Source organism: Neisseria sp. HMSC055H02 (assembly GCF_001813335.1).
Classification (GTDB): domain Bacteria; phylum Pseudomonadota; class Gammaproteobacteria; order Burkholderiales; family Neisseriaceae; genus Neisseria; species Neisseria sicca_C.
Genome location: NZ_KV812067.1, coordinates 31,101 through 57,261, shown reverse-complemented (window position 1 = coordinate 57,261; position 26,161 = coordinate 31,101). Strand labels below are relative to the sequence as shown.

Below are 26,161 nucleotides of genomic sequence, written 5' to 3'. Positions count from 1 at the left end.
CGTCTGGAACCTTGAAGTCAAGATTTCAGACGACCTTTTGATGATCGAGAAGGAAGATCCGTCTAGTCAATCGAATAGCCGCGCAGGTATTGCGTACGTTCGCGCGTCATGCGGGTATCGCATTGGAGCTTGAGATATTCGGCTTGAGCAGGGTTGTCAGCCTGGGCGGCAGCCTGTTGGCAGTTTTGAATCTTGTTCTGAATCCAAGCACGCTGCTCGGCGAGCAGTTCTTTTTGGACAGTATGCTCCATCCCGTCCCATACCCCTTGGATTTCAGAATCTGCATTACGGTTTTGACGGCGTGCATTGTCCAGATCGTTTTGCGAGAAGGACGGCTCTTCGCGTTTCGCTTCTATATCAGGATGCAGGATTTCGGTTTCCAATCCTGCTGCCTGCGGCACGCCCGATGCTTGGCTGGCGGCATTGTTTTCCAGAATATCTTCCGGAGAAACGACAGGCGGCTCATCGTGTTTGCCTTTTAACAACTTCATAGCATCTTCTTTGCTGACTGCCTTGCCGTCAATCATCACAATACTTTTGACACCGTAGGGCAGCAGCAGCGAGGACAGCGTGCGCGCCGTCATGGAGACAGTGTTGTCTTCCAAAACAGCGTTGCCGTCTTTATCAGGCGTATAACGTACGGAAGTTGAAAGCGTATTGTCGGCAAATTTCAAATTGCTGCCTGTCAGCTTTTGTTCCAGTATTTCGGCTAAAGTCGTTTCGCTGTAAATCAAAGGACTATTGGTTTCCGCCGCATTAAGGACATCGGCAGGAACGCGGATGCTTAAATCCGCACCGCACATGGTTTTGTTGTCTTCATCAATTTGCTGTGCATTGGTTAAGCCGATTTCCAGTTCGGAACCGGCAGCAATGACTTTGTCCGCATCGACAAATTGGCGGCTGTCGTTGCGGGCAAATGCGCGCGCTTCCTGGCGGATAATGTTTTGGATTTGTGTTTTGATGCTTTGGATGGCGGCGGGATGATTGCATTCCAAAGCCTGCTTGGGCTCATCCTTGCCGCACGCGGCCAATATCAGGACGAGCGGCAAAGCCAGCAGTTTTTTGTTCATAAATATCTCCTTGATGCGGTTGCAGACCAGACCGGACTGCTTTTCAGACGACCATCATAACAAAAGCACTTGCAGCAAGTAAATGTTGCAAGTGCTTTTTCAACGAACCGTTATAAATGCTTACTTATTTGGTGATGACATTTACAAAACCGGAAAGGATTGCCGCGTTAATCAAGTCCACGAAGAACGCGCCGACCATCGGCACAATCAAGAAGGCTTTGTGAGAAGGACCGAAGGTCTGCGTGATGGATTGCATATTGGCAACGGCGGTCGGCGTTGCGCCCAAGCCGAAGCCGCAGTGTCCTGCCGCCAAAACTGCTGCATCGTAGTCGCGTCCCATAAAGACATAAGTCACGAATGTCGCGTACAGAATCATCACGACGGTTTGTACGGCGAGGATGATGGTTACAGGACCCGCCAGACCGGTCAGTTCCCACAATTTCAGGTTCAAAAGCGCCATTGCAAGGAAAAGCGACAGGGAGGCATTGCCGAATACGTCGATGGCGCGGTCGAACATATTGACTTTAAACGCAGAAGTCAGAATGTTGCGGATGACGACACCGGCAAACAGACACCATACGAATTTCGGCAAGTCATACAGATATTCTTTGTCGAAGCCGTCCACAATTTCGGCAAATGCCAAACACGCTGCAAACATGGCAAGCGTTTCGACGGCAGATTCGGCGGTAATCAGGCGGGTGCGCTTCGCTTGTTCGAACACGTCGTCGGCATGTTCGTCTGAATTTGCCTTTTGTCCGCTTTGATCGATGGGTTTGCGCCCCATTTTGTTGATCAGACGGCGCGCAACCGGGCCGCCGATCAGGCCGCCGAATACCAGGCCGAATGTTGCCGAAGCCATACCCAATCCGGTAGCACCAACCAAGCCGAATTTGTTTTCAAAGTCCGGACCCCATGCGCCTGCGGTACCGTGTCCGCCGGTCAGCGTAATCGAGCCGGTAATCAGACCGATCAGAGGATCCAGTCCCAAAGCTTTTGCCAAGCCGACACCGACGAAATCTTGCACGATGATAAACGCCCCTACGATGGCGGTAAAAATCACCAACGGCAGACCGCCTGCTTTCAAGCGGGAGAAATCCGCGCTCAAACCGATAGAGGTGAAGAAAATCAGCATGAATGCATCTTGCAGCGGTTTTTCAAATTTGAAGCTCACGCCGTAGGCTTGATGCAGTGCAAACAGGACAATCGCAGCAATCAAGCCGCCTGCCACAGGCTCGGGAATGTTGAAATCGCGCAGGAATTTGACTTTGTTTACCAAAACCCTGCCAATCAACAAAACCAATGTGGCGGCAATCAACGTGTAGTAACTGTTAAATTCCCATTCCATAATCGTTTTACCTCTCAAAATCTCAAAAATGTTTTTCTTAAATCCGCCGTGCGGAATCAAACTGTTGGATATTAGGGGATGGGTTAAAGATTGTCAAAGACTAGTTAGGATTTCAGGCATTTTTATACGGAATACCAAGCAAATAAATGAATTATTTCTTTCAATCATGGTATTACTTTTGACTACTTATTGATTGGTTGTGAACGGTTTATAGGTGTCAATTAAACATTGTTGACAATATATAAATCGGTTTCTAGAAAAACGTCGTTATCAAAAACAGTACCTTCTTAGTGTTCAGACGACCTTTGGCACACGTCTGTCCATCATTGCCAGGATGATACAGAAAAGTTAATATCCGTTAAATTACGGCAATCGCTGTCATACATAACAACCTACAAAGGAGCAAACTATGAACTTTCTGACCGCCGTCAGCCGGCAAATGACCCGATTCACCGCACTGATTATCGTCCTTGCCTCTATCGTCGCCTTTATCGAACCCGCTACCTTTTCATGGGTGAAAGGCGACACGCAAGTCGTCGTACTCGGCATCATTATGCTCGGCATGGGCATGACTCTAGGCAAAGAAGACTATCAAATTTTGGCTAAACGCCCGCTCGATATTTTCATCGGCGCAGTCGCCCAATACACCATTATGCCGCTGCTCGCCATCGGTATCGCCAAAGCCTTCAACCTTTCGCCCGGATTGACGCTGGGTCTGGTTTTGGTCGGTACTTGCCCGGGCGGGGTTTCGTCCAACATCATGAGTTTCCTTGCCAAAGGCGATGTTGCCTTCTCAGTCGGCATGACCACCGTCTCTACCGTCCTCGCTCCCGTTATGACGCCGCTGTGGATGACTTACCTCGTGGGACAAACCGTCGAAATGGATGGCTGGGGCATGTTCAAGTTTATGTTGCTCGTTACCCTGTTGCCCGTCGTTATCGGCTCTGCCGCCAATATGTTGCTACACAAAAAACACTGGTTTGAAGATGTCCGCGCCATTATGCCCGCCGTTGCCGTTGCCGCCTTTGCCTGCATTGTCGGCGGTGTTGCCGCCGTCCACGGCCACCGCTTTGCCGAATCCGCCCTCGTTATGGTGCTCGCCATTGCCGCACACAATATCGGCGGCTACATCCTCGGCTATTACAGCGGCGCACTGACCGGTATGAATACCGCCAAAAAACGTACCATCGCTATCGAAGTCGGCGTACAAAACGCCGGTCTCGCCACGGGTCTGAGCGCCAAATTCTTCCCGGGTAACGCCGAATCCGCCGTCGCCACCGCCGTCGCCTGCGTCTGGCACTCCGTATCGGGAACCGTTTTAGGCAACTTATTCGCTTGGTGGGATAAACGTAAGCAATAAGCTGTGGTAGTCAGTTCAACCTTCGTTAAATAATCAAAAGGTCGTCTGAAAAACATTTTTCAGACGACCTTTTATCATATTCCGACAAACAACTTTAAACCGGGCGGCAGGCAATCATATAATTCACTTCTGTCGAATCGCATAAAGAATAGCGGCGGGTTAAAAGATTGTAGGTCATGCCCTTGGTATCGATGACATCCAACCCTGCCTGTCTGCACATCCGCGCCAGCTCGGCGGGCGTGATGAATTTTTGCCAATCGTGCGTTCCTTTGGGAACCAAGTTCAACACATATTCCGCGCCGACAATCAGATGAAGATAAGACTTAGGGTTGCGGTTGATGGTGGAGAAAAACACCATACCGTCAGGCTTCACCAGCTCCGAACAGGCTTTGACGATGGCGGCGGGGTCGGGAACGTGTTCCATCATTTCCATACAGGTTACAACATCGAAGCTGTGCGGCTGTTCGGCGGCAAGGTCTTCGACGCGGATGCAGCGGTAATCTATATTGTCCACACCTTCGGCAGCGGCATGGGCTTGGGCGGTTTGCAACGACTTTTCCGCCATATCGATACCGGTAACGTGCGCCGCGCCGCGTTTTGCCATGCTTTCCGACAAAATCCCACCGCCGCAGCCGACATCCAAAACACGCTTGCCCGCCAACTGCGCGAACGAGTCGATATAGCCCAAGCGCAGCGGATTGATGTCGTGCAAAGGTTTGAACTCGCCGTTTTTATCCCACCATTTATCCGCAATTTGGCTGAATTTAGCGATTTCGTCCGCATCGACGTTGTGTTGTCCGGCTGCTTCCATCATGATTTTCCTGATTTGGATTTCGGGTTGAAGAGGGTTTCGATTTTATAGCAAAGCGGCAGGATGGAACAGACACAAACTGTCGCCAGCCGCCAAAAGGTCGTCTGAAAACGCCGCTTACCCTTTTCAGACGACCTTTGACTTGTTTTTACCCCTTCCGCCTTGTTTGCCGCGACCTTTCCCATTAATTTATATCGAGTCCTCCCCGCATTGCCGAAACAGCAAGCCCCGACCTTCACCAAAAAGAAAACCAAATGAAACCATTTATCCGAGCCGCATCCCTACTCTTCCTTGCCGCCGCCTCCGCGCTTGCATCCGGCAAAGACTTTATCATTTACGACCGCATGGACTACGTCGGCAAACCCGACCTGACCGCCGACAAATTGTCCAAAGTATTTCTGATTTACGAATCCGAGCTGGTCATGCCCGATCCTGCCGGCAAGCGCAAACACGGCGTATTGAACGAAAAACGCATCCGCGAATTGGCGCGCCAGTCCTATCGCGAAGGCTACCGCACCATTTCCACCGACATCGAAACCTGGTTTGCCGAAAAAGACGGACAAATCCTCACGCCTCAGGAACTTAAAACCGACTTTGCCCGTATGTACCGGATTTTCAAAGAAGAAAATCCCCGCGCCTACATCAGCAACTACGGTTTGCCCGACGAACACCTGCACGCCATCCGCTACTACCAAACTCAGGCGGACAACGAAGCAGTATTGGCAAAATGGCGGCAGTTCAGTAAACGCCGTCAGATGAGCGCAGCCATCAGCGACTACGCCAATCCCGTGTTCTACATCACCACGCCCGATTTGGCGCAATGGGAAAAAGATGTCCAAACCACCGTTACCGACATCAAAAAACGTTATCCCGATAAAAAAATCATCGGCTACCTTTGGCCACAATATTATTCCGCCACAGGTAGTCCTTATTTCAAACAATTTATTGATGCCGAACGTTGGAAAAAAATGCTGGAAATCAGTAAAAAATATACTGATGGTGTGATTATCTGGTCTGACAAACGTGATGAACACAATAGAATCGTCCCATGGACCGATCCTCGCATCCAAGCAATTCTCAAAGCGACCAAATCATTTATCGCTGACCATCCGAAAGACATTCAGGTAGAGAAACTCCAGCCTCCTAAAAATCGTTAAAACGGACTCCTTGCAGTTAAACCCATAGAGGTCGTCTGAAAGATATAAAGGGCTTTCAGACGACCTTAAATATAGGAAATTGTTACGTTGCTTATGCTTTTTTTACCTCGGACAGCTTTTGTTTTTGCTTAAATGTTTCATTAAATAACTATCCAGAAATAACTATCCAGCGTTGTCAAAGGAAGAGCGTGTTTCCTACGTCTATCTATATTCTTGACAATACCGAATCACTTCTTAGTTAGGCATTCGAACAAAAGCTGAAAGTGTAACAACGCTGTTAATTTCTACAACACACATAGATAACAAAAAAACCGAACGAGATATCCGTTCGGTTTCATAAAAGCAACAATTATTGAACTTTAATTTCTACGTCAACACCGGCCGGCAAGTCCAGTTTCATCAGTGCATCGGTAGTTTTGTCAGTCCAGTCCACGATGTCCATCAGGCGCAAGTGGGTGCGGATTTCCAATTGTTCACGAGAAGTTTTGTTCACGTGTGGAGAACGCAGAATGTTGAAACGTTCGATTTTAGTCGGCAACGGAATCGGACCTTTTACAACGGCACCGGTACGTTTTGCAGTTTCAACGATTTCTTGAGCAGAACGGTCGATCAGGCTGTAATCATAAGCTTTCAGGCGGATACGGATTTTTTGGTTTGCCATTTATCGATATCCTTCAATTAAGCGATGATAGAAGAAACCACACCTGCACCTACGGTACGGCCACCTTCGCGAATCGCAAAGCGCAGACCTTCTTCCATAGCGATAGGCGCAATCAGTTCTACAGTGATGGCTACGTTCTCACCAGGCATAACCATTTCTACACCTTCTTCCAAAGTAACCGCGCCGGTTACGTCGGTAGTACGGAAGTAGAATTGAGGACGGTAGTTGGCGAAGAACGGAGTATGACGACCACCCTCTTCTTTGCTCAATACGTACACTTCCGCTTTGAATTTGGTGTGCGGAGTGATGGTACCCGGTTTAGCCAATACTTGACCGCGTTCCACTTCTTCGCGTTTGGTACCGCGCAGCAATACGCCTACGTTGTCACCTGCCTGACCTTCGTCCAGCAGTTTGCGGAACATTTCAACACCGGTACAAGTGGTTTTTTGGGTTTCTTTCAGACCTACGATTTCGATCTCGTCACCAACGTGGATGACACCGCGCTCTACACGGCCGGTTACTACGGTACCGCGACCGGAGATGGAGAATACGTCTTCGATAGGCAACAGGAACGGTTTGTCCACGGCACGCTCGGGCGTCGGGATGTAGCTGTCCAATGCGGCAGCCAGTTCGAAGATTTTTTCTTCGTAAGCGGCATCGCCTTCCAAGGCTTTCAGTGCAGAACCTTGTACGATCGGGCAGTCGTCGCCCGGGAAGTCGTAGCTTGACAGCAAGTCACGGATTTCCATTTCAACCAGTTCCAACAATTCGGCATCGTCAACCATATCGCATTTGTTCATGAACACGATGATGTAAGGTACGCCTACTTGACGGGCCAACAGGATGTGTTCGCGGGTTTGCGGCATAGGACCGTCGGCAGCAGAACATACCAAGATTGCGCCGTCCATTTGTGCAGCACCGGTAATCATGTTTTTAACGTAGTCGGCGTGGCCCGGGCAGTCTACGTGTGCGTAGTGGCGGGTTTCGGTTTCGTATTCTACGTGTGAGGTATTGATGGTAATACCGCGGGCTTTTTCTTCGGGAGCGTTGTCGATTTGGTCGTAAGCTTTTGCGGCACCGCCGAATTTTTTAGCCAAAATAGTAGTCAAAGCAGCAGTCAGGGTGGTTTTACCATGGTCAACGTGACCGATGGTGCCAACGTTTACGTGCGGTTTGCTACGTTCAAATTTTTCCTTTGCCATGGCAAATTTCCTATCTTTAAAATACTGAGAAAATGGTATTTGGTGCCCATGGGCAGATTTGAACTGCCGGCCTCTCCCTTACCAAGGGAGTGCTCTACCCCTGAGCTACATGGGCCAATAGACTATTGGAGCGGGTGAAGGGAATCGAACCCTCACCGTAAGCTTGGAAGGCTTCTGCTCTACCATTGAGCTACACCCGCAGACTTACTGCATCAATGCTCCAACACATTGGAATTTGGTGGTGGGAGAAGGATTCGAACCTTCGAAGCTCTCGCAACAGATTTACAGTCTGCCCCCTTTGACCGCTCGGGAATCCCACCAAAAGAGAACGCAAGTTTATTCGTGACTCAGATTTTCGTCAAGTTCTTTTTTAATTTTGTTTTCTTAAAATCACTCAATTTATTGCTTTAAAAAAGAATTTATTTGAACTGAATGATTTTTTCGTATTTTGCCATCAGCTCTTCGTGCGTTTCCGGATGCTCTTCATCAATCAGGATGCAGTCCACGGGGCATACCTGCTGACATTGCGGCTCATCGTAATGGCCTACGCACTGCGTACACAAATTAGGGTTGATTTCGTAAATTTCCTCGCCTTGCGAGATGGCGTCATTGGGGCACTCCGGCTCGCAAACGTCACAGTTAATGCACTCATCTGTAATAAAGAGCGACATTTCTTTTCCTTTTTCATTTAAATTATCAAAACCGATTGGGCGCGGATTATAGCACAAACGCGTCAAAAACAATCCGTTTAGGCGAATGTTTACACCCTGGTAATGATTCTCAAATCTCTTACTATTCAGCTACTTGGACAAACTGCAAGAGCACAAAACCGCTCTTACCCGCCCGTCCTTCGCGATAAGGCTCCAGCCACTCGGGGAAATCGGGCAGCTCCCCTGCTTCAATATAGACCATTGCCCCGTTTTTCAAGCTGTTTTTCAAAGAAGCAAACAAATTTTCCCAATCCCGCCACGCAAACGGCGGATCCAAAAAGACCACATCAAACTTTTCAGACGACCTCTGCAGATACGCAAGGCCATCGGTATTGAGGATTTCCAGTTTATCCAAACCCAATGCTCTGGCGTTTTGCCGCAGCATATCGGCAGTTTTGCGATTATTATCTGCCAGCACCACCCTCTTCGCGTTACGGGACGCGGCCTCAAATCCCAACGCGCCGCTTCCGGCAAACAAATCCAACGCATTCAGACCGGTCAAATCCTGACCCAGCCAATTAAAAAGTTTTTCGCGGACACTGTCAGGCGTTGGACGCAGACCGTCCGCATCTGCAAAAACCAGTTTCCGTCCCCTGCATTGCCCGCCGATGATGCGGACTTGATTTGAATGTTTGCTGTGTTTGCTCATGATTAAAACGAATCGTCCAACAGTTTCAGACGACCTCTAAAGAATGACAAAACAGCCATTATACCGCAGCGTTTTTTTCATTTAAGGCCGCATGAAAACAAATCGGCGCATCGTGAAATTTTATTTTTTATGATGCTAAACTTACAAAATTTTATAAATCATAAAATATTTTCTCAAATAAAAAGGTCGCTTACGTCCGCCATTAGAACTTTCCCACCGTTTTTTCAGTCTATTGGCCATAATAATACTTAATGAAAATATGGATGGCTGACAATGCCGCTTTGGAAAATTATTTTGGGTGTTTATATCGGCGGCGTGATTGCCTTCACCGCCCACGCCCATTTCTTTGACGAATATTACCGCCACTTGGGATTGATTCCGAACTTGGGACGCGGTCTGCTTTGGTTCGTCTTTTGCCTGCCCTTGATTGGCAAAACCGTTGCTCTGATAGTCAGTTTATTCTTTCTTGCCACACTGGTTTTTGCAAGGCGTTAAATCCTTTCTTAATAAGACTGAAAAGGTCGTCTGAAAATTTTTCAGACGACCTTTTCAGTTTGAGTTTGACGACATGAAATACTGAACTATGTTTCACCATGTAAAGTACATTTTAAACTTAAACTAGATAAATTACATTTACTTATTTATAATGAGTATCTCTCTGTGAAATATTTATATAAGGTTATTATCATATCAGACCTGAATCTCAGTAACAGTATATTCCAAGGTTACAACGACAAACATGGTTTAATGATTTGTGGGTATGAATGGGGTTGGAGTAAAGCCGATGAGGCTGCTTATGTAGCAGGTGAATACAAACTCCCTGAAAACAAAATCGACCATACATTTGCAAATAAATCCCTCTATTATGGTGAGCAGGCAAAAAAGTGGCGTTACGACAATACAATAAAAAATTGGTTTGAAATGTGGGGACACCCCTTAGACGAAAATGGATTGGGCGGTGCATTTGAAAAATCCCTGGTTCAAACCAACTGGGCAGCGACTCAGGGCAACAAAATCGACAATCCAAACAAATTTCTCCAGCCCGAACACGTCGATAATTTTCTCTACCACATTGAGAAACTACGTCCTAAATTGATTCTCTTCATGGGAAGCAACCTGACAAATTATCTTAATTGCGCAAATGTATTGCCGCGCTTCGAGCAGCTTGTCGGAAAACAAACTCAACCGCTACGAGTAGTACAAAAAGATTTTAGCGGCACACGTTTCAAAATCAGATTCCAATCGTTTGAAAATTGCGAAGTCGTCTGCCTGCCCCACCCTAGTGCCAGCCGCGGTCTATCTTACGATTACATAGCCTTATTTGAACCAGAAATGAACCGTATTTTATCGGACTTTAAAACGACACGCGGATTTAAATAAAACAATCACAGAACAGCAAAGGTCGTCTGAAATTTTTTCAGACGACCTTTTCTCTTTAAACCAACCTACTTTCATCATTCTTTCGGTGCAGGCGGTTCAATCTGTTCTTTCCAGCCGCATTCTTTTTGCGGACAGACTTTTTCCACGCCCCAGCGTTTGGTGGTTTTGATGGTTAAAACCGGCCAATGGCAGTTCGGGCATTCTTCGGCGACAGGCGGGTTCCAAGTGGCGTAGTTGCAGTCAGGATAGGTGCTGCAACTGTAAAACAGTTTGCCGTAGCGGGATTTGCGCTCGACGAGGTTGCCTTTTTTGCATTGCGGGCATTGGACGCCGGTATCTTTGGGTTTTTCCAGCGGCTCGACGTGCTTGCATTTGGGGTAGTTGGCGCAACCGATGAATTTGCTGCCGGTGCGGCTGTATTTGTACACCAGCCGTCCGCCGCATTTGGGACATTCGCGCCCGTCAAGTTCTGCCTGTTCGGCCTCGGCTTTGGCGATGCGCTCGGCGGCTTCTTCGGCGGTTTCGTTGACGTTGCGCGTGTAGCTGCACTCGGGATAGCCGGCGCAGGCGACGAAGCGGCCCATTTTGCCGAACTTGATTTGCAGTTTGTGTTCGCCGCATTTGGGGCAGGTTTCGTCGAGTTCCTGCGTGGTGAATTTGGCGCGTTCGATGCCTTCTTTTTCTTCCACTTGTTTGATGAACGGTTTCCAGAATTTATCCATCACGGGAATCCAGCGGCGTTTGCCGTCGGCGATTTCGTCGAGCTGGTCTTCGAGTTTGGCGGTGAAGTGGTAGTCGACGTATTGGGCAAAGTGTTCGGTCAGGAATTTGTTGACGATGTCGCCTGTGTCGGTGGGCATGAAGCGTTTTTGCTCAAGGGTAACGTATTCGCGGTCTTTGAGCGTGGAGATGATGCTGGCGTAGGTCGAGGGGCGGCCGATGCCGTATTCTTCGAGGGCTTTAACCAGCGTGGCTTCGTTGTAGCGCGGCGGCGGGGTGGTGAAGTGTTGTTCGCCGTAGAGTTTGTCCACGGGTAGTTTGTCGCCTTCGCTCATTTCGGGCAGTTTTTTGCTGTCCTCGCCTTCTTCATCGTCGCTACTTTCTTCGTAAACGCTGAGGAAGCCTGCGAAGGTTTGCACTTGTCCGGTTACGCGGAACACGCCTTTGCCAACGGTAATATCGACGGTGGTTTGGTCGAATTTGGCGGGTGTCATCTGACAGGCAACGGTACGCTGCCAAATCATTTGATAGAGTTTGAACTGGTCTGCGCTCAGGAAGGGTTTGACGCTTTCGGGCGTGCGGTACACGGAAGTCGGACGTATCGCCTCGTGGGCTTCTTGGGCGTTTTTGGATTTGGTTTTGTATTGCTTGGCGGCACTCGGCAGATATTCTTTGCCAATTTTGTTTTCGATGTAATGGCGGATTTCGGTTAACGCTTCATCCGCCAAATTCACGCTGTCGGTACGCATATAGGTAATCAGACCGATGGCGCCCTGCCCCACGTCTATACCTTCATAAAGCTGCTGGGCGGTACGCATGGTGCGGTCGGTGGTGAAGCCGAGTTTGCGCACGGCATCCTGCTGCATGGTGGATGTCGTAAACGGCGCGGCGGGATTGCGGCTGCGCTTTTTCTTTTCGATGGCGGTAACGACGGCTTCTTTGCCTTCGAGTTCTTTCAACACGTCGGCTTGCGCGGCTTCGTTCGGCAGGTCGAATTGTTCGAGTTTCGCGCCGTTGTATTGGGCGAGTTTGGCGGTGAACTTGCTGCGGCCTTTGTGGCTGTCGAGATGCACCGTCCAATATTCCTGCGCTTCAAAGGCACGGATTTCGTTTTCGCGTTCGCAAATCAGGCGCAGGGCGGGGCTTTGCACACGGCCCGCGCTCAAACCGCGTCGGATTTTTTTCCACAACAATGGCGAGAGGTTGAAACCGACCAGATAGTCCAAAGCGCGGCGGGCTTGTTGCGCATCGACCAAGTCCATTTCGATTTCGCGCGGGTTGGCGACGGCGTCGAGCACGGCGTTTTTGGTGATTTCGTGGAACACGACACGCTGCGGCTTGATGTTTTTCAGGCCGCGTTTGGATTTGAGGATTTCAAAAAGATGCCAAGAAATCGCTTCGCCTTCCCTATCCGGGTCGGTTGCGAGGTAGATGTTTTCGGCTTCTTTGGCTCCGGCGACAATCGCATCGACGTGTTTGGCGTTACGTTTGATCAGCTCGTATTTCATGGCGAAGTCGTGTTCGGGATCGACGGCACCGTTTTTGGGGACGAGGTCGCGGACGTGGCCGTAGGAGGCCAGAATTTCGAAATCGCCGCCAAGGTATTTTTTCAGGGTTTTGGCTTTGGACGGTGATTCGACGATTAAGAGGTTTTTCGCCATTGTTTGTTCTCTTTTAATGTATTGGATGATGCGTTTCAGACGACCTTTCTGAACAAGCTGCGTCAAAAGGTCGTCTGAAAAGGTTTAATGCATGGTCGCTTTGCCGTTGAGCGCGCCCATCAGGTCATCGCCGATTAAGACGGGCAATTCGCTTTTGTGCGCCCATAACAAGAGTAACACCAGCACTTTCGCCGTATCGAGCGTGATTTCTTCGGGCGGGATGTGCATCAGGGCGTGGATGACGATTTCGCGCTGCTCGTAAGTGATGGCGCGTTCGGCAACCAGATACTGCATCAGCCCCATGACTTCCTGTGGCAGGTTTTCCACTTCCTCGTTGCAATACACGCGCAGGGCATGGCTGTCGAACGGCGCGGCGGCGAATTCGGACGTGTTGAACAACACTTCCATCATCATCAGCGTATTGCCGATTTCCGTTACGTCAAAACCCGCATCTTCCAACAGGCGGCCCAAATCCTCCGGCGGCGGGCAGTTGTCGAAATCTTGGAAGTGTTCGATGAGATAGGCGATGACTTCTGTCATGCTGGTTCCTTAATGAATGAATCAATTATGCTTTTATGCGCTGATAGCGTCCGCCCGGCAAGGCGGCGACGATGCCGTCGAGTTCGTATTCCAGCAGTCGGGCGTAAACGTCTGCCGCCGCCCATGCAGTTTGCTGCGCCAATATATCGGGATGCACGGGGTCGTAACCCATGGCATTCAGCAGCTCGTCTTCTGATGTCGGCGCGGCAACCGTATTGGCTTTCGCCGGCTGTTTTCGGACATGAAGGTCGTCTGAAAACGGCAAAACAGGTTCAGACGACGTCTCTCTGACGGCAATGCGTTTTTCCGTTTTTTTGTTTTTCTTATTTATAGAATATGATGGAACTGCCGCATTTTGCAATAGCCCCGGACATTCGTGAAGGATGTCGTCCAAACATTCCACCAGTTTTGCCCCGTCTTTAATCAGCTTGTGGCAGCCTTTGCTGTGCGGATTGTCTATCGAACCAGGTACCGCCATCACCTCCCGCCCCATCTCCGCCGCCAGCTTGGCGGTAATCAGCGAACCGGATTCCAACGCGGCCTCGACCACCAGCGTAACCTGCGACAACGCGGCGATCAGGCGGTTGCGGCGCGGGAAGTTGCCCGCAAACGGGCGCGTATCCAAAGGAAACTCGCTGACAATCAATCCTTTTTCAGCAATTTCATAGGCAAGGTTTTTATTGGACGGCGGGTAAATGCGGTCTATGCCCGTCCCCCATACGGCGATGGTGCCGCCGCCTGCCTGCAATGCGCCTTGGTGGGCGGCGGTGTCAATACCCGAAGCCATACCCGACACGACGGGAATATCTTTTTCGCTCAACGCTCTACCAAAATCTTTAGCAATCCGCATCGCCTGCGGCGTGGCATGACGGCTGCCGACAATGGCGGCGGAAGATTTGTGCAGCAGTTGCACGTTGCCGCGCAAGAACAAAACCGGCGGCGCGGTAATGCCCTGCGTCAGCATTTCGGGAAAATCCTCATCTTGCAGCAGCAACAGACGGCAGCCGTCCTGCGTTTCCCATTGCAACGCCGCTTCCGCAGCCTTTTGCGCCAACGCCCGTTTTTCCGCGTTGCGCCAAGATTCGGCTGCCTGCTTGTGGCGCACTACCGCGGCAATTTGCTCCGCCGGAGCATCCAGCGCGGCTTTCGCGCTGCCGAAACGTTGCAGCAGGAGCAAGAAGCCCTCCGCGCCGACATAAGGCGTAAACGCCAGTTGCAGCCAGGCAAGGCGGTCGTTTTCCGTCATGAATTGTGTCCCCTTGTTGTTTTCAGACGACCTTTGTTCGGGAGGTCGTCTGAAAACGGATAAATGTTAGTATTTAAAGATAAAGCCGGCGAACTTTAAACCAATACGGCGTTCCCGCGCCTGATTCCGGTTTCGTGTCTGCTCACCGTCATGCGGATGCTGCCAAACAGCCGGCAGCTCGTTAGTAACTTTTGTAATATTTTTATATTCTACACGATACGGCAGGAAAGTCCGTAATTTGAATGGTTGTCGCCCATTGCGTCAAAAGTGAGTTGGTTATTCGACAAAAACGGGCGTGTTGATGACAAACAAGGTCGTCTGAAAACATACCGCGGCGTACCGTATGCTTTCAGACGACCTCTTATCCTACTACCGCCCTACTCTTCTGCTTTTTCCGCTGCGCTGCGGCGGGAAACGCTGATGCCTAATTGTTTGAGTTTGCGATAGAGGTGCGTGCGCTCCAGGCCGACTTTTTGGGCGACACGGCTCATGTTTTGCCCTTCTTGGGCGATGTGGTACTCGAAATAGCGGCGCTCCAATTCTTCACGCAGTTCGCGCAAAGGCATATTGAAGTTGAAACCGCCGACGATTTCGGTGGCGACTGTCGCCCGTTTTTGCCCTAATGCGGCAACGACCGCCTGCTCGTGGACTTCCTGTCCGTCCGCCTCCAGCATCAGGTTTTTCACGACGCTGCGGAGCTGGTCGAAATTGCCCGGCCAGTTGTATTGGCACAGGACGGTCAACGAGCCGTTGCTGAATTTGACGGGCTGGATTTTTTCGCTGTCCGCCAATTCGGTCATGACTTGGTTGACCAAGAAGGCGATGTCTTCGGATTGGCTGCGCAACGGCGGGATGCTGATGACGTTGCCGGAAAGCAGTTCGGACAACTTGGCATCGGCAATGGCGTCTGCCGGGCTTTCATCGGCGGCGTGGCTGCCGGCGACGATGACGCGCACGTTGTAACGGTCTGCCTTGCCGAGGATGAAGCTGATGCCGTTTTGGATGTTTTTGCTGTACTGCGCGGCATCACCGAGATAGAGCGTGCCGCCCGATGCTTTTTGCAGCAGTTCCAAAGGCGCATCGGCAATGAGTTCGACGCGGCTGAGTCCGACCCAAGGCGTGCCGCTTTTGTGGAAATAGCGGGCAACGATTTCAAACGGCGAACCGGTTTCGCCGCTGAGCAGCACGGGTCCGCTTTTTTTCACGGCAGGCTCAAGTTGTTGCTTGAATTCTTGAATGGCGGGGCTGTTGCCGAGTTTGTCGAAGGACAAGCCCGCCGCCATCTGCATTTCGCCGTGTTTGAGGGCGCGGTCGACGGTAGAGAGCAGCTTTTGCAGGGCAATCGGTTTTTCCAAAAAGTCGAGTGCGCCGATTTTGGTGGCTTCGACGGCGGTGTCGATGCTGGCGTGTCCGCTCATCATCACTACGGGCATATTGAGCTGCCCGTTTTTCGCCCACTCTTTGAGCAGGGTAATCCCGTCGCAGTCGGGCATCCAGATGTCCAACAACACCATGGCGGGACGGGTTTGGTGGCGCAGTTGGCGCGCCTCTTCGGCGTTCTCCGCCAAAGCCACGGAATAACCTTCGTCTTGGAGGATTTCCGAGAGCAAGTCGCGGATACCTACTTCGTCATCTACAATTAAAATATCACTGCTACGCATAAGTTTCTACCAATCGGGGTAAGGCTATTTTCACACACGCGCCGCCTTCGTTCTGATTGCTCAGGCTGATGCGGCCGCCGTGCTCTTCGATGATTTTCTTCACAACGGGCAATCCCAGTCCCGTACCTGTCGGCTTGTCGGTAACATACGGCTCGAAGGCATTATGCAGCATTTCCTTGCTGAAACCTTTGCCGTTGTTACAAACGGTCAATAAAACCTGTCCGTCGTTATCTTCACCGACGCTGACATTCACTTGCGGAACTTCTGCCTCTTCCGCCGCCTCTGCCGCGTTTTTGAAAATATTGTGCAACACCTGCCGCATGGCGGTAGTATCTGCGGAAATCGGCTGCGGCTTGTCGGACAAGTTCGGAACAAAGCGGCACGCCCCGCCCTCGTACAGCAGCAACACTTCTTCAACCAAGCGGTTCAAATCGTGTTTTTCAAAATTCAGCGACGGGGCGCGGGCGTAATTGCGGAAGGCTTCGACCATTTCTTTCAATGCCGCCACCTGCTTGACGATGGTGTCGGTCGAACGGCTGAGGATTTGGGCGTGTTGTTCGTCCAATTTATCATGCAATTTCCATGCCAATCTCTCGGCGGAAAGTTGGATAGGCGTGAGCGGATTGCGGATTTCATGCGCCAACCGTTTCGCCACTTCGCCCCATGCGGCTTCTTTTTGGGCGCGGATGAGGACGGTGATGTCGTCAATCACCATCACCACGCCGTTGTCGTTGTCGTCAGGCAGGATGGTGGCTTTACCCAAGAGAATGCGCGCATCGTCGGGGGCGGCGTATTCGACTTGGACGGGTTTGGCGGCATTGGCGGTTTCTTCAATGGCGGCAAACACTTCGGCAAGCAGGGTCTGCTGCGGCGATTGTCCGCGCCAGTCGTGCCAGTTGCTGCCCCACAGCGGCACCAATTCAATGCCCAAAATCCGTTCGGCGGCTTTGTTGAAGGTTTTCAGACGACCTTCGGCATCCAAAGTAATCACGCCCGTGGTCAAGCTTTCCAACACGCATTCGAGATAGTGGCGCGCCGCTTCTTCGCGCAGGCGGTTGTTCTCGTCGGCTTCTTTGGCAATGGCAAGCTGTTCGGTCATGTGGTTGAACAACTGGGTCAACCTGCCGAATTCGTCGTTGCGGAACACGGGGCGTTTCCGGCTGAAATCGCCCTGCGCCACCGCCCTTGCGCCTTCTGCCAACGACAATACCGGCTCGACGAAGCGGCGGGCGAAATACAGCGCCATTACCAAGGCAAGGAAAATCGCCAACAGCGCGGCAACCAGCAAAGTCGCCAAGAAGAAGGTTTGCAGGCCTTGTTTGGTGTAGCTCAATTCGGCGTATTTCGCCCGCGCCGCTTCAATCAGCGTCGCGTCTTGCGCCACATCCTGCGGGATGGGCTGGCGGAAAAACAAGGCGTAATCGCGTCCGTTGTGCGCGCCGATGAGCATCCAGCCTTGCGCGTACAAGACATTTTCTATGTTTTCCAAACTGCGTATCGAGCCGGTCTGCTCCAGCTTCTCCCATCCTTCTTTGTCGAGTTCGGGCTGGTTTAGTTTCAGCGGATTGACACTTTTCTCGGTTTTATGGGTTTTGACGTCGTAGAGCGAAAGCTGGGTAAAGCCGCCCGATTTGGCGGCATTTTTCAGCGCCTTGCCCAAATCGCCGTCCACAGACGCGGTGCTGATCAGGTCGATTTGCACCGGCGTAGCATTACTGACGGCGTTGTCCACCGCCAGATTCAGCGCGGATTTGCTCAAGTTCAGGCTGCGTTCGAGGGCTTCGTGGGTATCGTTGCCGAACCACGAATTAATCGTGCCGTTGATGAACTGCGCGGAAATGCCGAACAGGAACACGCCCGGCAATACCGCCACCAGCGTAAACATCCCCGACAGCCGCCGCGCAATCTGCGAACCGAACACGCCCTTGCTTTTGTCGCGCATGAGGAGCAGGACGTAGCGCGTCAAAACCGACGCTAACACCAGCATCAGCAGCGCACACAGGGCGATAATCCACCAGAAATATTCCGCCAGCGGGCTGGTGCTGCCCGTTGCAATGGTCAGTCCGTAGAGCAGTCCCACTGCCGCCAACACGGCAATCAGGAGAAAGCGGCGCATGGTTTACTCCTGAGAGACGGTCAGAGACTTCCAGCCGGAATCCAAGTGCCAGTTTTTAGAAGTCAATGCGTTGATTTGGAAGGGTTTGGGCAGCTTCGCCGTCGAGAGCAGCAGGCGGATTTCGGCTTGTGTGTCTTTCGCTGCAACGCCGCTTAACGCGCCTTTGGACAGCACTTTCCAGTTGGCGACCGCCCCTACGCCGCGCAAGGCGGTCTCGAGCGTGTCGTATTCGGTGGAAAACGTGCCGACGGTTATGCGGTAGCGGTTGGTCAGCGGATGGAAGGAAAGTTTGTAGTGGATGGTGTTGTCGCTGTTGAGCAGCTGGTCAAACTTGAAGCGGTAAGACGGCATGGAAGGCGCGGAAAGCTGCCAGCTCAAAGTGAAATTCAGCGGCACGCCCTGCCGGAGCGCCTGTTTGAGCTGGTCGGGCAAATCGGTGCGGAAACGGCTGCTGACGGAAAGCTGCCCGGTTTCGGTCAGTTTCGCCTCGGAGCGGGTCACGCTGATGCCCTCCGCCGCCGCATTCAGCGACAGGGCGAGCAACAGCGTTCCAAACAGCCGTTTACTGCTTTTTGATAAGCGCGTAATAAAAGCCATCTTGATGTTTGTTCGGTAAAAGCACACGCGACTCGATCAGCTCGGCATCGGCGTGGCGGTTGAGGAATTTTTGCAACTGAACGTCGTTTTCTTCGACGAACACCGAGCAGGTGGCCAGCAGCATTCTGCCGTTTTTCGTCAGGGTTTGCCAAAGCGCGTCCAGCAATGCCTCCTGCTGACGGGCGGTTTTGGCGGCATCGGTCGGACGGCGCAGCCATTTCACGTCGGGATTGCGCCGCGCCACACCCGAGGCGGTACACGGCACGTCGGCAAGGATGGCGTCGAAAGGCTTTCCATCATACCACGCCGCCAAGTCCTGCGCATCGGCGCAAGCTAGAGCGATCGTCTGAAACCCCAAACGGTCGAGATTGTCCTTCACCCTTTTCAGACGACCTTCGTCTATATCCAAAGCGGTAACATGACAATCCGCCAGTTCCAACATATGCCCCGTCTTCCCGCCCGGCGCGGCGCACGCGTCCAAAATCCGTTCGCCGTCTTTAGGGTTTAACAGATACGCCGCCTGCTGCGCGCCGAAATCCTGCACCGACACCAACCCTTCGGCAAAACCGGGCAGCCGGTTCACCGGCACAGCTTCTTCCAGCGTTACCGCATATTCGTCCAAAGCCTTGGCCGCAATACCTTCCGCCGCCAGCTTTTCCAAATATGATTCGGCATTGCCGTGGCGGCGGTTGACCCGCAGCGTCATCGGCGGATGCGATTGCAGCGCGGTAGTGATGTTGTGCCAATGTTTCGGATAATGGTTTTTCAGGTACGCCACCCACCACAGCGGCAGGTTGTGCTTCGCCACATCGTCTTTTTTACACGAAGCCGCGAGCTTGTCGCGTTCGCGCAAAAAACGCCGCAAAATCGCGTTGGCAAACGAACGGTACTGCCCGCGCCCGATTTTCGCGATACTCTCGACCGCCTCGTTGACCACCGCATGAGGCGCGTTGCGCGTGTAATGCAGTTGGTACATCGCCGCCAAAAGCAGGCTTTCGAGCTGCGGATTGTCAATCGGCTTTTTCAGCATCTGCGCGAGCATATGTTTCAAGCTGCCCAAATAACGCTGGCAGCCGTAGGCAATATCCTGCAACGCGCCGTTTTCCTGCGCCGTCAGCTCGGGATGCGCCGCGCGGATTTGCGCCAACACATCCTGAAGGTTGCGCCCTTCGGCAACTGCCGCAATGCTGTCGGCGGCGAGTTTTTGGGCGAGGGACATACTCATAAATTTAATTCCTTAAATGACTGCTGTGGTTCGATTTGTTCGTTAAAAATGTAAACGCCGCACAAGCGGTTCGGGCGGTGTTCGGGGCAAGATTCAAATTGTGTTAATCCAATTGCCCGCTCATGACAATATCCATATAGTCCGTTCTTTTCAACACACATAAGGATTCATCATGAATTTACGCTTCCTTTCCCTGCTTGCCGTTTCCGCCGCACTCGTTTCCGGCAGTCTGACCGCCGCAGCGGCACCGCACAAACATTCCCGCGCCATCTCCCAAGCGCAAGCCGTCAAAATCGCCAAGAAACGCGTCGGCGGCGGCCGCGTTACCGACATCGACCACAGCGACGGACGCTGGGAAATCGAAATCCGCAGAGGCTGTACCGAATACGATGTGGACGTCTCTTCACAAAGCGGACGCGTCATCAAAGTGGATACCGACAACCACTGCGACGATTAATGGATTCTTAAGGAAGCCGGACTACTGCATGTCCGGCTTTTCTGTTTTCAGACGACCTCAAACTTGCCTAAGGTCGTCTGAAAACCTTTTATAGTGGATTAAACTTTAAACCAGTACGGCGTTGCCTCGCCTTACCGTACTATCTGTACTGTCTGCGGCTTCGTCGCCTTGTCCTGATTTAAAGTTAATCCACTATATCTGCCGTTTTGCCTGATTCGGGACTTTCAGACGACCGCCCCGTCCCGTTCCAACAGTGCCCGATAACGTTCGGCATCCTGCGGCGAATAGCAACAGAAAACGATTTTTTCGACAGTCGGACACTGCGGCAAAGTTTTTTTCAAAATCACCAAAGCGGTTTCAGCGGCCAAATCGGCAGGAAAACGGTACACGCCTGTACTGATGCAGGGGAAGGCGATGCTGCGGATGCCGTGTTCTTGCGCCAGCAGCAGCGAATTTTGATACGCCTCCGCCAGCTTGACCGCTTCGCTGCGGTGTCCGCCGAACCAAACCGGCCCAACGGTGTGAATCACAAATTTCGCCGGCAACCGATAACCTTGGGTAATTTTCGCTTCGCCCGTGCGGCAGCCGTTCAACTTTTTGCACGCTTCCAGCAATTCCCGCCCCGCCGCGCGGTGAATCGCGCCGTCCACTCCGCCGCCGCCCAACAACGAGGAATTGGCGGCGTTCACGATGGCATCGACTTCAAGTTTCGTAATATCGCCTTCGACTACTTCAAACACTGCCATGATCTGCTCCTAAACGTGGGGAATCTTGTCGTCAGTTCAACAAAACCAAATGTTTCCCTACTGATATTTTCAGACGACCTCTAAGCTATCCGAAGAAAGGTCGTCTGAAAATTAATGAGTCTGCAAACGGCTTCTACAAAACCGTTCCAACCTCAATCTTGTGCCCCGCCGCAAACGCCGCAATCGGCATCCGTTTGCTGCCGGAAGGCTGCAATTCGGTAATCTTCAACGCGTTCTCGCCGCAGGCAACGACCAAGCCGTCAGCCGAACAAGACAACACTTCACCCGCCCTGCCCTGTTGTGCCACTACTTCAGCCCGCCAGATTTTCATCGGCTTGCCTTGATATTCCACCCACGCAGCGGGAACGGGGTTGAAGGCGCGGATTTTGCGTTCAATCACTGCCGCACTTTCGTTCCAATCGATACGCGCTTCTTCTTTGCTTAATTTTTGCGCGTAAGTCACGCCTTCTTCGGGCTGTTTGACGCTTTTCAGACGACCCTCTGCCTTTAATTGTTGCAAATCAGCAACAATAGCCTCCGCACCGAGGTTCATCAGCGCGTCGTGTACTTCATTCGCCGTATCGGTCGATTGAATGGCGTAACGGTGTTCGCTGACCACATCGCCGGTGTCCAAACCGATGTCCATCTGCATGATGCACACGCCCGTCTCGGCATCGCCTGCTTCAATCGCTCGCTGAATCGGCGCCGCACCGCGCCAACGGGGCAGCAGCGAGGCGTGGATGTTGAGGCAGCCGTGTTTCGGCGTATCCAACACGTCTTGCGGCAAAATCAGTCCGTAGGCGGCAACGACCATCACGTCGGCCTCGACCTCTTCGAGCATTTGCAGGGCTTCGGCGTTGTTGCGCAGTTTTTCAGGCTGCGCTACGCGCAAACCCAATTCCAATGCGGCCTGCTTCACGGGAGACGGGGCAAGCTGCATCCCGCGTCCTTTGGGACGGTCGGGCTGGGTCAACACCAGCGGGATTTCAAAACCGGCGGCGGCTATGGCTTTTAAGGCGGCAGCGGCAAAATCGGGCGTACCGGCAAAGATGACTTTCATGGGGAAACTCCTTGGAAATGGGTTTCAGACGACCTATAGTGGATTAAACTTTAAACCAGTACGGCGTTGCCTCGCCTTAGCTCAAAGAGAACGATTCTCTAAGGTGCTGAAGCACCAAGTGAATCGGTACCGTACTATCTGTACTGTCTGCGGCTTCGTCGCCTTGTCCTGATTTAGTTAATCCACTATATATAGCGCAACGGCAAACATTGCGACAGGTCGTCTGAAAGTTTGAAAAACAACGGCTTGCTGCCGCTTCCCCTCTTTCAGACGACCTGTCCAACCGTATCATTCGGCTTTTAGATGGTGTGTTTCTGACGTTTTTTCAGTTTGGTCTTAATCCGACCCTGCTTGAGCTGCGACAGGCGTTCGACAAAAACGATGCCCATCAGGTGATCCAACTCGTGCTGCACACAAATCGCCAACAGCCCGTCCGCCTCCAGCGTGAATTTCTCGCCTTTTTCGTTCAAAGCCTCGACCTTGACGCGCTCGGCGCGGGTAACGGTGTCGTAAATGCCCGGCACGGACAGGCAGCCTTCTTCGTAAGTGGTTTCGCCGTCTTTTTCAACAATGACGGGGTTGATGAACACGCGCGGCTCGCTGCGGTCTTCGGTCAAATCCATCACGACGACGCGCTCATGCACATCGACCTGCGTCGCCGCCAGCCCGATACCGCGTGCTTCATACATGGTTTCAAACATATCGGCAACCAGTTTTTGGATGCGCTCATCGACTTGCTCGACAGGCTTCGCCACGGTGTGCAGACGCTCGTCGGGATATTGCAGGATATTCAGTAAAGCCATAATTTTCTCTTCGTTTTTCAATACTCGGGACGCGCATTCAAACGCGTCCGGCAGCAGATTGTGTGTGTTTTCATACAAATTTTGCGCCTGTCTTCACAATTCCCGTGATGACACTAACATTCAATGATAAAATATGCGCCAATGAATTTCTGTTCAATGCGCACGAAACGCCTATTGACGTTTTTTAAAGGGGGACGGCGGTTTTTTGCAAACTCCCGGCCATTTCATTTTCTCCGTTTATCATTTAAAGACAAACCGAATCAATTTCAAGGGGAACGGTTATGCAACAACGTATTATAACCCTGCTTTGTGTCGCGGGCATGGCAATTTCTGCCCACGCTCAAGCAGCTTCATTAAAAGTGCGCCCCGATGCGCCGCAACGCTACGTCGTGAAAAACGGCGACACACTCTGGGGCATCTCCGGCAAATATCTGTACAGCCCGTGGCAGTGGAACCGCCTTTGGGGCGCAAACCGCGGCGAAATCCGCAATCCGCATCTGATTTATCCGGGTCAGGTGTTGGTTTTGCGCTACGTCAACGGCCGCCCGCAACTGGGCTTCGAAAACGGCTCCGCAGGCAATGACGGCATTCCGATCATCAAACTCAGCCCGCGCGTCCGCGAAACCTCTTCAGGCTACGGCATCCAAACCGTCAACGTAAACTTCTACCGCATGTTCATGCAACATCCGCAGTTCATCGACCAAATGAAGACCCAAGACGCACCGCGCCTGATCGACGGTCCTGACAACCGCATCATGTACAGCAAAGGCGAACGCGTGTACGCCTACGGGGTTACCGAACCCGGCCGCTATCTGGTTTACCGTGCCGTCAAGGACCTGACTGATCCCGATACCCGCAAATACCTCGGACAAGAAGTCGTCTTCAGCGGCATCGTCAGCACCCTACCCTACACCAACAGCGCGCTGGACTCCGCTTCCGATGAAGACCGAAAATCCCTGAAAGACGGCGAATACTACACCCGCCTGCACCCGCTGGTGAAAGTGCCGACCCAAACCGCGCAGCCTATGATTGTGGAAGAAGCCGTTTCCGAAATCCGCAAAGGCGATTTCCTGCTGAAAATGGACGGCGAAACCGAGCCTTTCCAAATCATGCCGCACGCGCCGACGCAACACATCGACGGTAAAGTCATTTCCATCCTCGACGGCGTACACGAAGCCGGACAATTCCAAACCGTTACCCTGAACAAAGGTTCCGCCGACGGCTTGGACAAAGGCACGGTCTTGAGCATTTACAAACGCGACCGCCAGGTGAAAGTCGATTTGGAAGACGGCAAAAAAGGCCGTAGGAGCGTAGTCAAATATGTTTCCATCCCTGCCGAAGAAACCGCATTGGCTATGGTGTACCGCACCGGCGAACATCTCTCATCCGCCATCATTTTGGAAAACCTGACCAACGTCAACATCGGCGACACCGTATCCGAACCCGGCCGCGACCTGGACAACATGTCTGACGACAAACCGCACGTCCGCAACGAGCCGCAAGATTCCCACGATACGGAACACAACCAATACAATATCCACAGCAACATCAATAAATATTGATGGATTACCGGCAAAAAAACGTCGTCTGAAAATTTAAGACGACGTTTTTTATAAAAATTTGAATAAGCAACGCCGTACCGTCATCCCTACTCAGTCATGAGTCTGATACTGAGTTTTTCAGAAAAATATGAAGATTGCCGTAATCCCAAGCCTCCAAATGCCCGCCCGCGCGGGAATGACGATGTCGGCATTTCCTGCTATCGCCCGCTCTATCTGCCCAATCCGCTTTATCCTCAAGATAACTTGTTTCTTGAATGTGCCGATAAACTTCTGCCGCTCATCCCTACCAAGTCATAAGCGGATATATTGTTACCTATCGAATCAGTCATGCGCCAAACAGGTCGTCTGAAACGGTTTCAGACGACCTGTTTGGCAATGGGCGCGGTGTTAACTGCCTGCGCCGACGGTGTAAGCCTTACCGATGCTGCCGGGGTCTTGCAGGACGGCGGCGACGGCGGTGGCGAGTCCGTTTCGGCTCATGTAGTTTTTAGGGATGCCGTCGGGGCGGTCGGTCAGGATGTGGCGGTTGTCTTCGCTGTTGTCCAAACCGCAGGGGCGGAGGATGGTCCAGTTCAGGCTGCTTTGTTTGAGGTAGATTTCGGCTTCGGTTTTGGCGCGGACGGCTTCGCCGAGGGCTTGTTTGAAGGGTTCGCTCATCATGTCCCATTGTTCGCCGCAGCCCATGCTGGTAATCAGGATGAAACGGGCTTGCGGATTGGCGGCTTGGGCGGCGGCGATGATGTTGATGTTGCCCAGTGCGTCGCTGCGTATGCCTTGTTCGTTTTTGCCGCCAACGAAGCTGACGACGCTGTCGGGGCGGTATTGTGCGAACACTTTGTCGAGCGCGTCGGCATTGAGCGCGTCGGCTACGGTCGTCTGAATGCGGTGTTCGCTAAAGAACGAATCTTCAGACGGCTTTCTTAATACGGCGACGGTGTCGGCGAGATGGGTGAGTGTGCGGATGAACGCGCGGCCGGACGGGCCGTTGGCGCCGAAGATGAATTGCATGGGGTCTCCTTTGTGTGTCGGGTGGTTCGGGATTTCAATAATTTGTGAGTGGTTTGGGGTAAGGCTTGTTGATTTTCAGACGACCTTTTTGTGTTTGATGTTGTGCTGTCGTGGGCATAGCCCACGCTACGTTCCGACTATTGTGAAACTGAAACCCAAAAGCATACTCTGCACGGTTTGTGCTGTGCCCTCTCCCTAACCCTCTCCCACGGGGAGAGGGGATGGGTTGGCAGGGAGAATCCAAGCGACAGAGAAGCCAAAAATAGTTGGATTTCAGTCGTAGCGTGGGCTTTGCCCGCAGAATTGACTTACTGGTTTGTGCTTTGCCCTCTCCCTAGCCCTCTCCCACGGGGAGAGGGATGGGTTGGCAGGGAAACTCCAAGTGGCGGGGAAGCCAAAATGGTTGGGTCTCGG

23 protein-coding genes, 3 tRNA genes and 2 pseudogenes are annotated in these 26,161 nt (G+C 52.1%); 6 read left to right on the top strand and 22 right to left on the bottom strand.

Annotated features, from left to right (window positions below):
• Positions 1 to 62 precede the first annotated feature (62 nt).
• Together HMPREF2907_RS01540 and gltS are read right to left on the bottom strand one after the other, a co-directional pair.
• A complete protein-coding gene (locus HMPREF2907_RS01540) occupies positions 63 to 1,070 on the bottom strand; it encodes a lysozyme inhibitor LprI family protein (protein WP_070679308.1) in 1,008 nt (335 codons plus the stop codon).
• Positions 1,071 to 1,194: 124 nt separating this feature from the next.
• Entirely contained in the window at positions 1,195 to 2,415 is a 1,221-nt protein-coding gene (gene gltS, locus HMPREF2907_RS01535; protein ID WP_070679305.1) for a sodium/glutamate symporter, read from the bottom strand.
• A 409-nt stretch (positions 2,416 to 2,824) separates the two neighbouring features.
• Between gltS and HMPREF2907_RS01530 the strand changes: the two genes are divergently transcribed.
• On the top strand, positions 2,825 to 3,775 hold the full coding sequence (locus tag HMPREF2907_RS01530) for a bile acid:sodium symporter family protein (protein ID WP_003757204.1): 951 nt from the start codon (positions 2,825 to 2,827) through the stop codon (positions 3,773 to 3,775).
• Between the two features lie 94 nt (positions 3,776 to 3,869).
• Here HMPREF2907_RS01530 and ubiG read toward each other — a convergent pair whose 3' ends face one another.
• Positions 3,870 to 4,589, bottom strand: coding sequence for a bifunctional 2-polyprenyl-6-hydroxyphenol methylase/3-demethylubiquinol 3-O-methyltransferase UbiG (gene ubiG, locus HMPREF2907_RS01525; RefSeq protein WP_070679302.1), 720 nt, complete (start codon positions 4,587 to 4,589; stop codon positions 3,870 to 3,872).
• A gap of 251 nt (positions 4,590 to 4,840) precedes the next feature.
• Between ubiG and HMPREF2907_RS01520 the strand changes: the two genes are divergently transcribed.
• On the top strand, positions 4,841 to 5,743 hold the full coding sequence (locus HMPREF2907_RS01520; protein WP_070679299.1) for a hypothetical protein: 903 nt from the start codon (positions 4,841 to 4,843) through the stop codon (positions 5,741 to 5,743).
• A gap of 349 nt (positions 5,744 to 6,092) precedes the next feature.
• Here the strand turns inward: HMPREF2907_RS01520 and rpsJ are convergent, their stop codons facing one another.
• The 7 genes from rpsJ to rsmD form a co-directional block, all read right to left on the bottom strand.
• A complete protein-coding gene (rpsJ, locus tag HMPREF2907_RS01515; RefSeq protein WP_002642322.1) occupies positions 6,093 to 6,404 on the bottom strand; it encodes a 30S ribosomal protein S10 in 312 nt (103 codons plus the stop codon).
• A 17-nt stretch (positions 6,405 to 6,421) separates the two neighbouring features.
• Positions 6,422 to 7,606 (bottom strand): elongation factor Tu, encoded by a 1,185-nt coding sequence (gene tuf, locus HMPREF2907_RS01510; RefSeq protein WP_003742643.1) that lies wholly within the window; start codon positions 7,604 to 7,606, stop codon positions 6,422 to 6,424.
• Positions 7,607 to 7,646: 40 nt separating this feature from the next.
• A tRNA-Thr gene (locus tag HMPREF2907_RS01505) sits at positions 7,647 to 7,721 on the bottom strand.
• Positions 7,722 to 7,732: 11 nt separating this feature from the next.
• A tRNA-Gly gene (locus HMPREF2907_RS01500) sits at positions 7,733 to 7,806 on the bottom strand.
• 36 nt (positions 7,807 to 7,842) lie between these two features.
• Positions 7,843 to 7,926: transfer RNA gene (locus HMPREF2907_RS01495), tRNA-Tyr, on the bottom strand.
• A 99-nt stretch (positions 7,927 to 8,025) separates the two neighbouring features.
• Positions 8,026 to 8,277, bottom strand: coding sequence for a YfhL family 4Fe-4S dicluster ferredoxin (locus HMPREF2907_RS01490; RefSeq protein ID WP_003679513.1), 252 nt, complete (start codon positions 8,275 to 8,277; stop codon positions 8,026 to 8,028).
• A gap of 121 nt (positions 8,278 to 8,398) precedes the next feature.
• On the bottom strand, positions 8,399 to 8,965 hold the full coding sequence (gene rsmD, locus HMPREF2907_RS01485) for a 16S rRNA (guanine(966)-N(2))-methyltransferase RsmD (protein WP_039410333.1): 567 nt from the start codon (positions 8,963 to 8,965) through the stop codon (positions 8,399 to 8,401).
• 273 nt (positions 8,966 to 9,238) lie between these two features.
• Here rsmD and HMPREF2907_RS01480 point away from each other — a divergent pair, with 273 nt between their 5' ends.
• The gene (locus HMPREF2907_RS01480; protein ID WP_003742639.1) at positions 9,239 to 9,460 is read left to right on the top strand and encodes a hypothetical protein; all 222 of its coding nucleotides are present in this window, start codon (positions 9,239 to 9,241) and stop codon (positions 9,458 to 9,460) included.
• Between the two features lie 189 nt (positions 9,461 to 9,649).
• On the top strand, positions 9,650 to 10,345 hold the full coding sequence (locus HMPREF2907_RS01475) for a hypothetical protein (protein ID WP_141754388.1): 696 nt from the start codon (positions 9,650 to 9,652) through the stop codon (positions 10,343 to 10,345).
• 74 nt (positions 10,346 to 10,419) lie between these two features.
• On the opposite strand, the gene topA is transcribed toward HMPREF2907_RS01475, so the two are convergent.
• The 8 genes and pseudogenes from topA to rsmB form a co-directional block, all read right to left on the bottom strand.
• Entirely contained in the window at positions 10,420 to 12,726 is a 2,307-nt protein-coding gene (topA, locus tag HMPREF2907_RS01470; RefSeq protein ID WP_009312695.1) for a type I DNA topoisomerase, read from the bottom strand.
• 84 nt (positions 12,727 to 12,810) lie between these two features.
• The gene (locus HMPREF2907_RS01465; protein WP_003742632.1) at positions 12,811 to 13,266 is read right to left on the bottom strand and encodes a Smg family protein; all 456 of its coding nucleotides are present in this window, start codon (positions 13,264 to 13,266) and stop codon (positions 12,811 to 12,813) included.
• A 25-nt stretch (positions 13,267 to 13,291) separates the two neighbouring features.
• Positions 13,292 to 13,447, bottom strand: a pseudogene (locus HMPREF2907_RS13650) (DprA-like winged helix domain-containing protein); the annotation flags it as partial.
• A pseudogene (dprA, locus tag HMPREF2907_RS01460) lies at positions 13,444 to 14,512 on the bottom strand (DNA-processing protein DprA). The pseudogenes dprA and HMPREF2907_RS13650, both read right to left, overlap by 4 nt.
• A gap of 377 nt (positions 14,513 to 14,889) precedes the next feature.
• Positions 14,890 to 16,173 carry a sigma-54-dependent transcriptional regulator gene (locus HMPREF2907_RS01455; RefSeq protein ID WP_003763191.1) on the bottom strand — a complete coding sequence of 428 codons (1,284 nt, stop codon included), beginning with the start codon at positions 16,171 to 16,173 and terminating at the stop codon, positions 14,890 to 14,892.
• Positions 16,166 to 18,289, bottom strand: coding sequence for a sensor histidine kinase (locus HMPREF2907_RS01450; protein ID WP_070679293.1), 2,124 nt, complete (start codon positions 18,287 to 18,289; stop codon positions 16,166 to 16,168). The genes HMPREF2907_RS01455 and HMPREF2907_RS01450 overlap by 8 nt, the downstream gene beginning before the upstream one ends.
• 3 nt (positions 18,290 to 18,292) lie before the next feature.
• A complete protein-coding gene (locus tag HMPREF2907_RS01445; RefSeq protein ID WP_070679290.1) occupies positions 18,293 to 18,886 on the bottom strand; it encodes a DUF4390 domain-containing protein in 594 nt (197 codons plus the stop codon).
• On the bottom strand, positions 18,852 to 20,111 hold the full coding sequence (rsmB, locus tag HMPREF2907_RS01440; protein ID WP_070679286.1) for a 16S rRNA (cytosine(967)-C(5))-methyltransferase RsmB: 1,260 nt from the start codon (positions 20,109 to 20,111) through the stop codon (positions 18,852 to 18,854). Before rsmB ends, HMPREF2907_RS01445 begins: the two co-directional genes overlap by 35 nt.
• Positions 20,112 to 20,283: 172 nt before the next feature.
• On the opposite strand from rsmB, the gene HMPREF2907_RS01435 reads away from it, so the two are divergent.
• Positions 20,284 to 20,568, top strand: a complete 285-nt coding sequence (locus tag HMPREF2907_RS01435) for a PepSY domain-containing protein (protein WP_019271681.1) — start codon at positions 20,284 to 20,286, stop codon at positions 20,566 to 20,568.
• Positions 20,569 to 20,792: 224 nt separating this feature from the next.
• On the opposite strand, the gene HMPREF2907_RS01430 is transcribed toward HMPREF2907_RS01435, so the two are convergent.
• The 3 genes from HMPREF2907_RS01430 to def form a co-directional block, all read right to left on the bottom strand.
• A complete protein-coding gene (locus HMPREF2907_RS01430; protein WP_070679284.1) occupies positions 20,793 to 21,314 on the bottom strand; it encodes an O-acetyl-ADP-ribose deacetylase in 522 nt (173 codons plus the stop codon).
• Between the two features lie 133 nt (positions 21,315 to 21,447).
• A complete protein-coding gene (fmt, locus tag HMPREF2907_RS01425; RefSeq protein WP_016688302.1) occupies positions 21,448 to 22,374 on the bottom strand; it encodes a methionyl-tRNA formyltransferase in 927 nt (308 codons plus the stop codon).
• 299 nt (positions 22,375 to 22,673) lie between these two features.
• Complete coding sequence (gene def, locus HMPREF2907_RS01420) at positions 22,674 to 23,177, bottom strand: peptide deformylase (RefSeq protein WP_029609881.1); 504 nt, start codon at positions 23,175 to 23,177, stop codon at positions 22,674 to 22,676.
• A gap of 281 nt (positions 23,178 to 23,458) precedes the next feature.
• Between def and HMPREF2907_RS01415 the strand changes: the two genes are divergently transcribed.
• Positions 23,459 to 24,739 (top strand): LysM peptidoglycan-binding domain-containing protein, encoded by a 1,281-nt coding sequence (locus HMPREF2907_RS01415; RefSeq protein WP_070679277.1) that lies wholly within the window; start codon positions 23,459 to 23,461, stop codon positions 24,737 to 24,739.
• Positions 24,740 to 25,126: 387 nt separating this feature from the next.
• Here the strand turns inward: HMPREF2907_RS01415 and HMPREF2907_RS01410 are convergent, their stop codons facing one another.
• Complete coding sequence (locus HMPREF2907_RS01410) at positions 25,127 to 25,747, bottom strand: NAD(P)H-binding protein (RefSeq protein WP_070679273.1); 621 nt, start codon at positions 25,745 to 25,747, stop codon at positions 25,127 to 25,129.
• Between the last annotated feature and the right edge of the window lie 414 nt (positions 25,748 to 26,161).

What these genes read in the sequence shown, in the direction of transcription:
- rsmD (WP_039410333.1), bottom strand. Translation starts at nt 8,965, where the DNA reads ATGAGCAAACACAGCAAACATTCAAATCAAGTCCGCATCATCGGCGGG.
- HMPREF2907_RS01435 (WP_019271681.1), top strand. Translation starts at nt 20,284, where the DNA reads ATGAATTTACGCTTCCTTTCCCTGCTTGCCGTTTCCGCCGCACTCGTT.
- HMPREF2907_RS01445 (WP_070679290.1), bottom strand. Translation starts at nt 18,886, where the DNA reads ATGGCTTTTATTACGCGCTTATCAAAAAGCAGTAAACGGCTGTTTGGA.
- HMPREF2907_RS01480 (WP_003742639.1), top strand. Translation starts at nt 9,239, where the DNA reads ATGCCGCTTTGGAAAATTATTTTGGGTGTTTATATCGGCGGCGTGATT.
- HMPREF2907_RS01455 (WP_003763191.1), bottom strand. Translation starts at nt 16,173, where the DNA reads ATGCGTAGCAGTGATATTTTAATTGTAGATGACGAAGTAGGTATCCGC.
- HMPREF2907_RS01430 (WP_070679284.1), bottom strand. Translation starts at nt 21,314, where the DNA reads ATGGCAGTGTTTGAAGTAGTCGAAGGCGATATTACGAAACTTGAAGTC.
- HMPREF2907_RS01530 (WP_003757204.1), top strand. Translation starts at nt 2,825, where the DNA reads ATGAACTTTCTGACCGCCGTCAGCCGGCAAATGACCCGATTCACCGCA.
- tuf (WP_003742643.1), bottom strand. Translation starts at nt 7,606, where the DNA reads ATGGCAAAGGAAAAATTTGAACGTAGCAAACCGCACGTAAACGTTGGC.
- HMPREF2907_RS01540 (WP_070679308.1), bottom strand. Translation starts at nt 1,070, where the DNA reads ATGAACAAAAAACTGCTGGCTTTGCCGCTCGTCCTGATATTGGCCGCG.
- HMPREF2907_RS01415 (WP_070679277.1), top strand. Translation starts at nt 23,459, where the DNA reads ATGCAACAACGTATTATAACCCTGCTTTGTGTCGCGGGCATGGCAATT.
- HMPREF2907_RS01465 (WP_003742632.1), bottom strand. Translation starts at nt 13,266, where the DNA reads ATGACAGAAGTCATCGCCTATCTCATCGAACACTTCCAAGATTTCGAC.
- rpsJ (WP_002642322.1), bottom strand. Translation starts at nt 6,404, where the DNA reads ATGGCAAACCAAAAAATCCGTATCCGCCTGAAAGCTTATGATTACAGC.
- HMPREF2907_RS01490 (WP_003679513.1), bottom strand. Translation starts at nt 8,277, where the DNA reads ATGTCGCTCTTTATTACAGATGAGTGCATTAACTGTGACGTTTGCGAG.
- fmt (WP_016688302.1), bottom strand. Translation starts at nt 22,374, where the DNA reads ATGAAAGTCATCTTTGCCGGTACGCCCGATTTTGCCGCTGCCGCCTTA.
- HMPREF2907_RS01410 (WP_070679273.1), bottom strand. Translation starts at nt 25,747, where the DNA reads ATGCAATTCATCTTCGGCGCCAACGGCCCGTCCGGCCGCGCGTTCATC.
- HMPREF2907_RS01520 (WP_070679299.1), top strand. Translation starts at nt 4,841, where the DNA reads ATGAAACCATTTATCCGAGCCGCATCCCTACTCTTCCTTGCCGCCGCC.
- topA (WP_009312695.1), bottom strand. Translation starts at nt 12,726, where the DNA reads ATGGCGAAAAACCTCTTAATCGTCGAATCACCGTCCAAAGCCAAAACC.
- def (WP_029609881.1), bottom strand. Translation starts at nt 23,177, where the DNA reads ATGGCTTTACTGAATATCCTGCAATATCCCGACGAGCGTCTGCACACC.
- rsmB (WP_070679286.1), bottom strand. Translation starts at nt 20,111, where the DNA reads ATGAGTATGTCCCTCGCCCAAAAACTCGCCGCCGACAGCATTGCGGCA.
- gltS (WP_070679305.1), bottom strand. Translation starts at nt 2,415, where the DNA reads ATGGAATGGGAATTTAACAGTTACTACACGTTGATTGCCGCCACATTG.
- ubiG (WP_070679302.1), bottom strand. Translation starts at nt 4,589, where the DNA reads ATGATGGAAGCAGCCGGACAACACAACGTCGATGCGGACGAAATCGCT.
- HMPREF2907_RS01450 (WP_070679293.1), bottom strand. Translation starts at nt 18,289, where the DNA reads ATGCGCCGCTTTCTCCTGATTGCCGTGTTGGCGGCAGTGGGACTGCTC.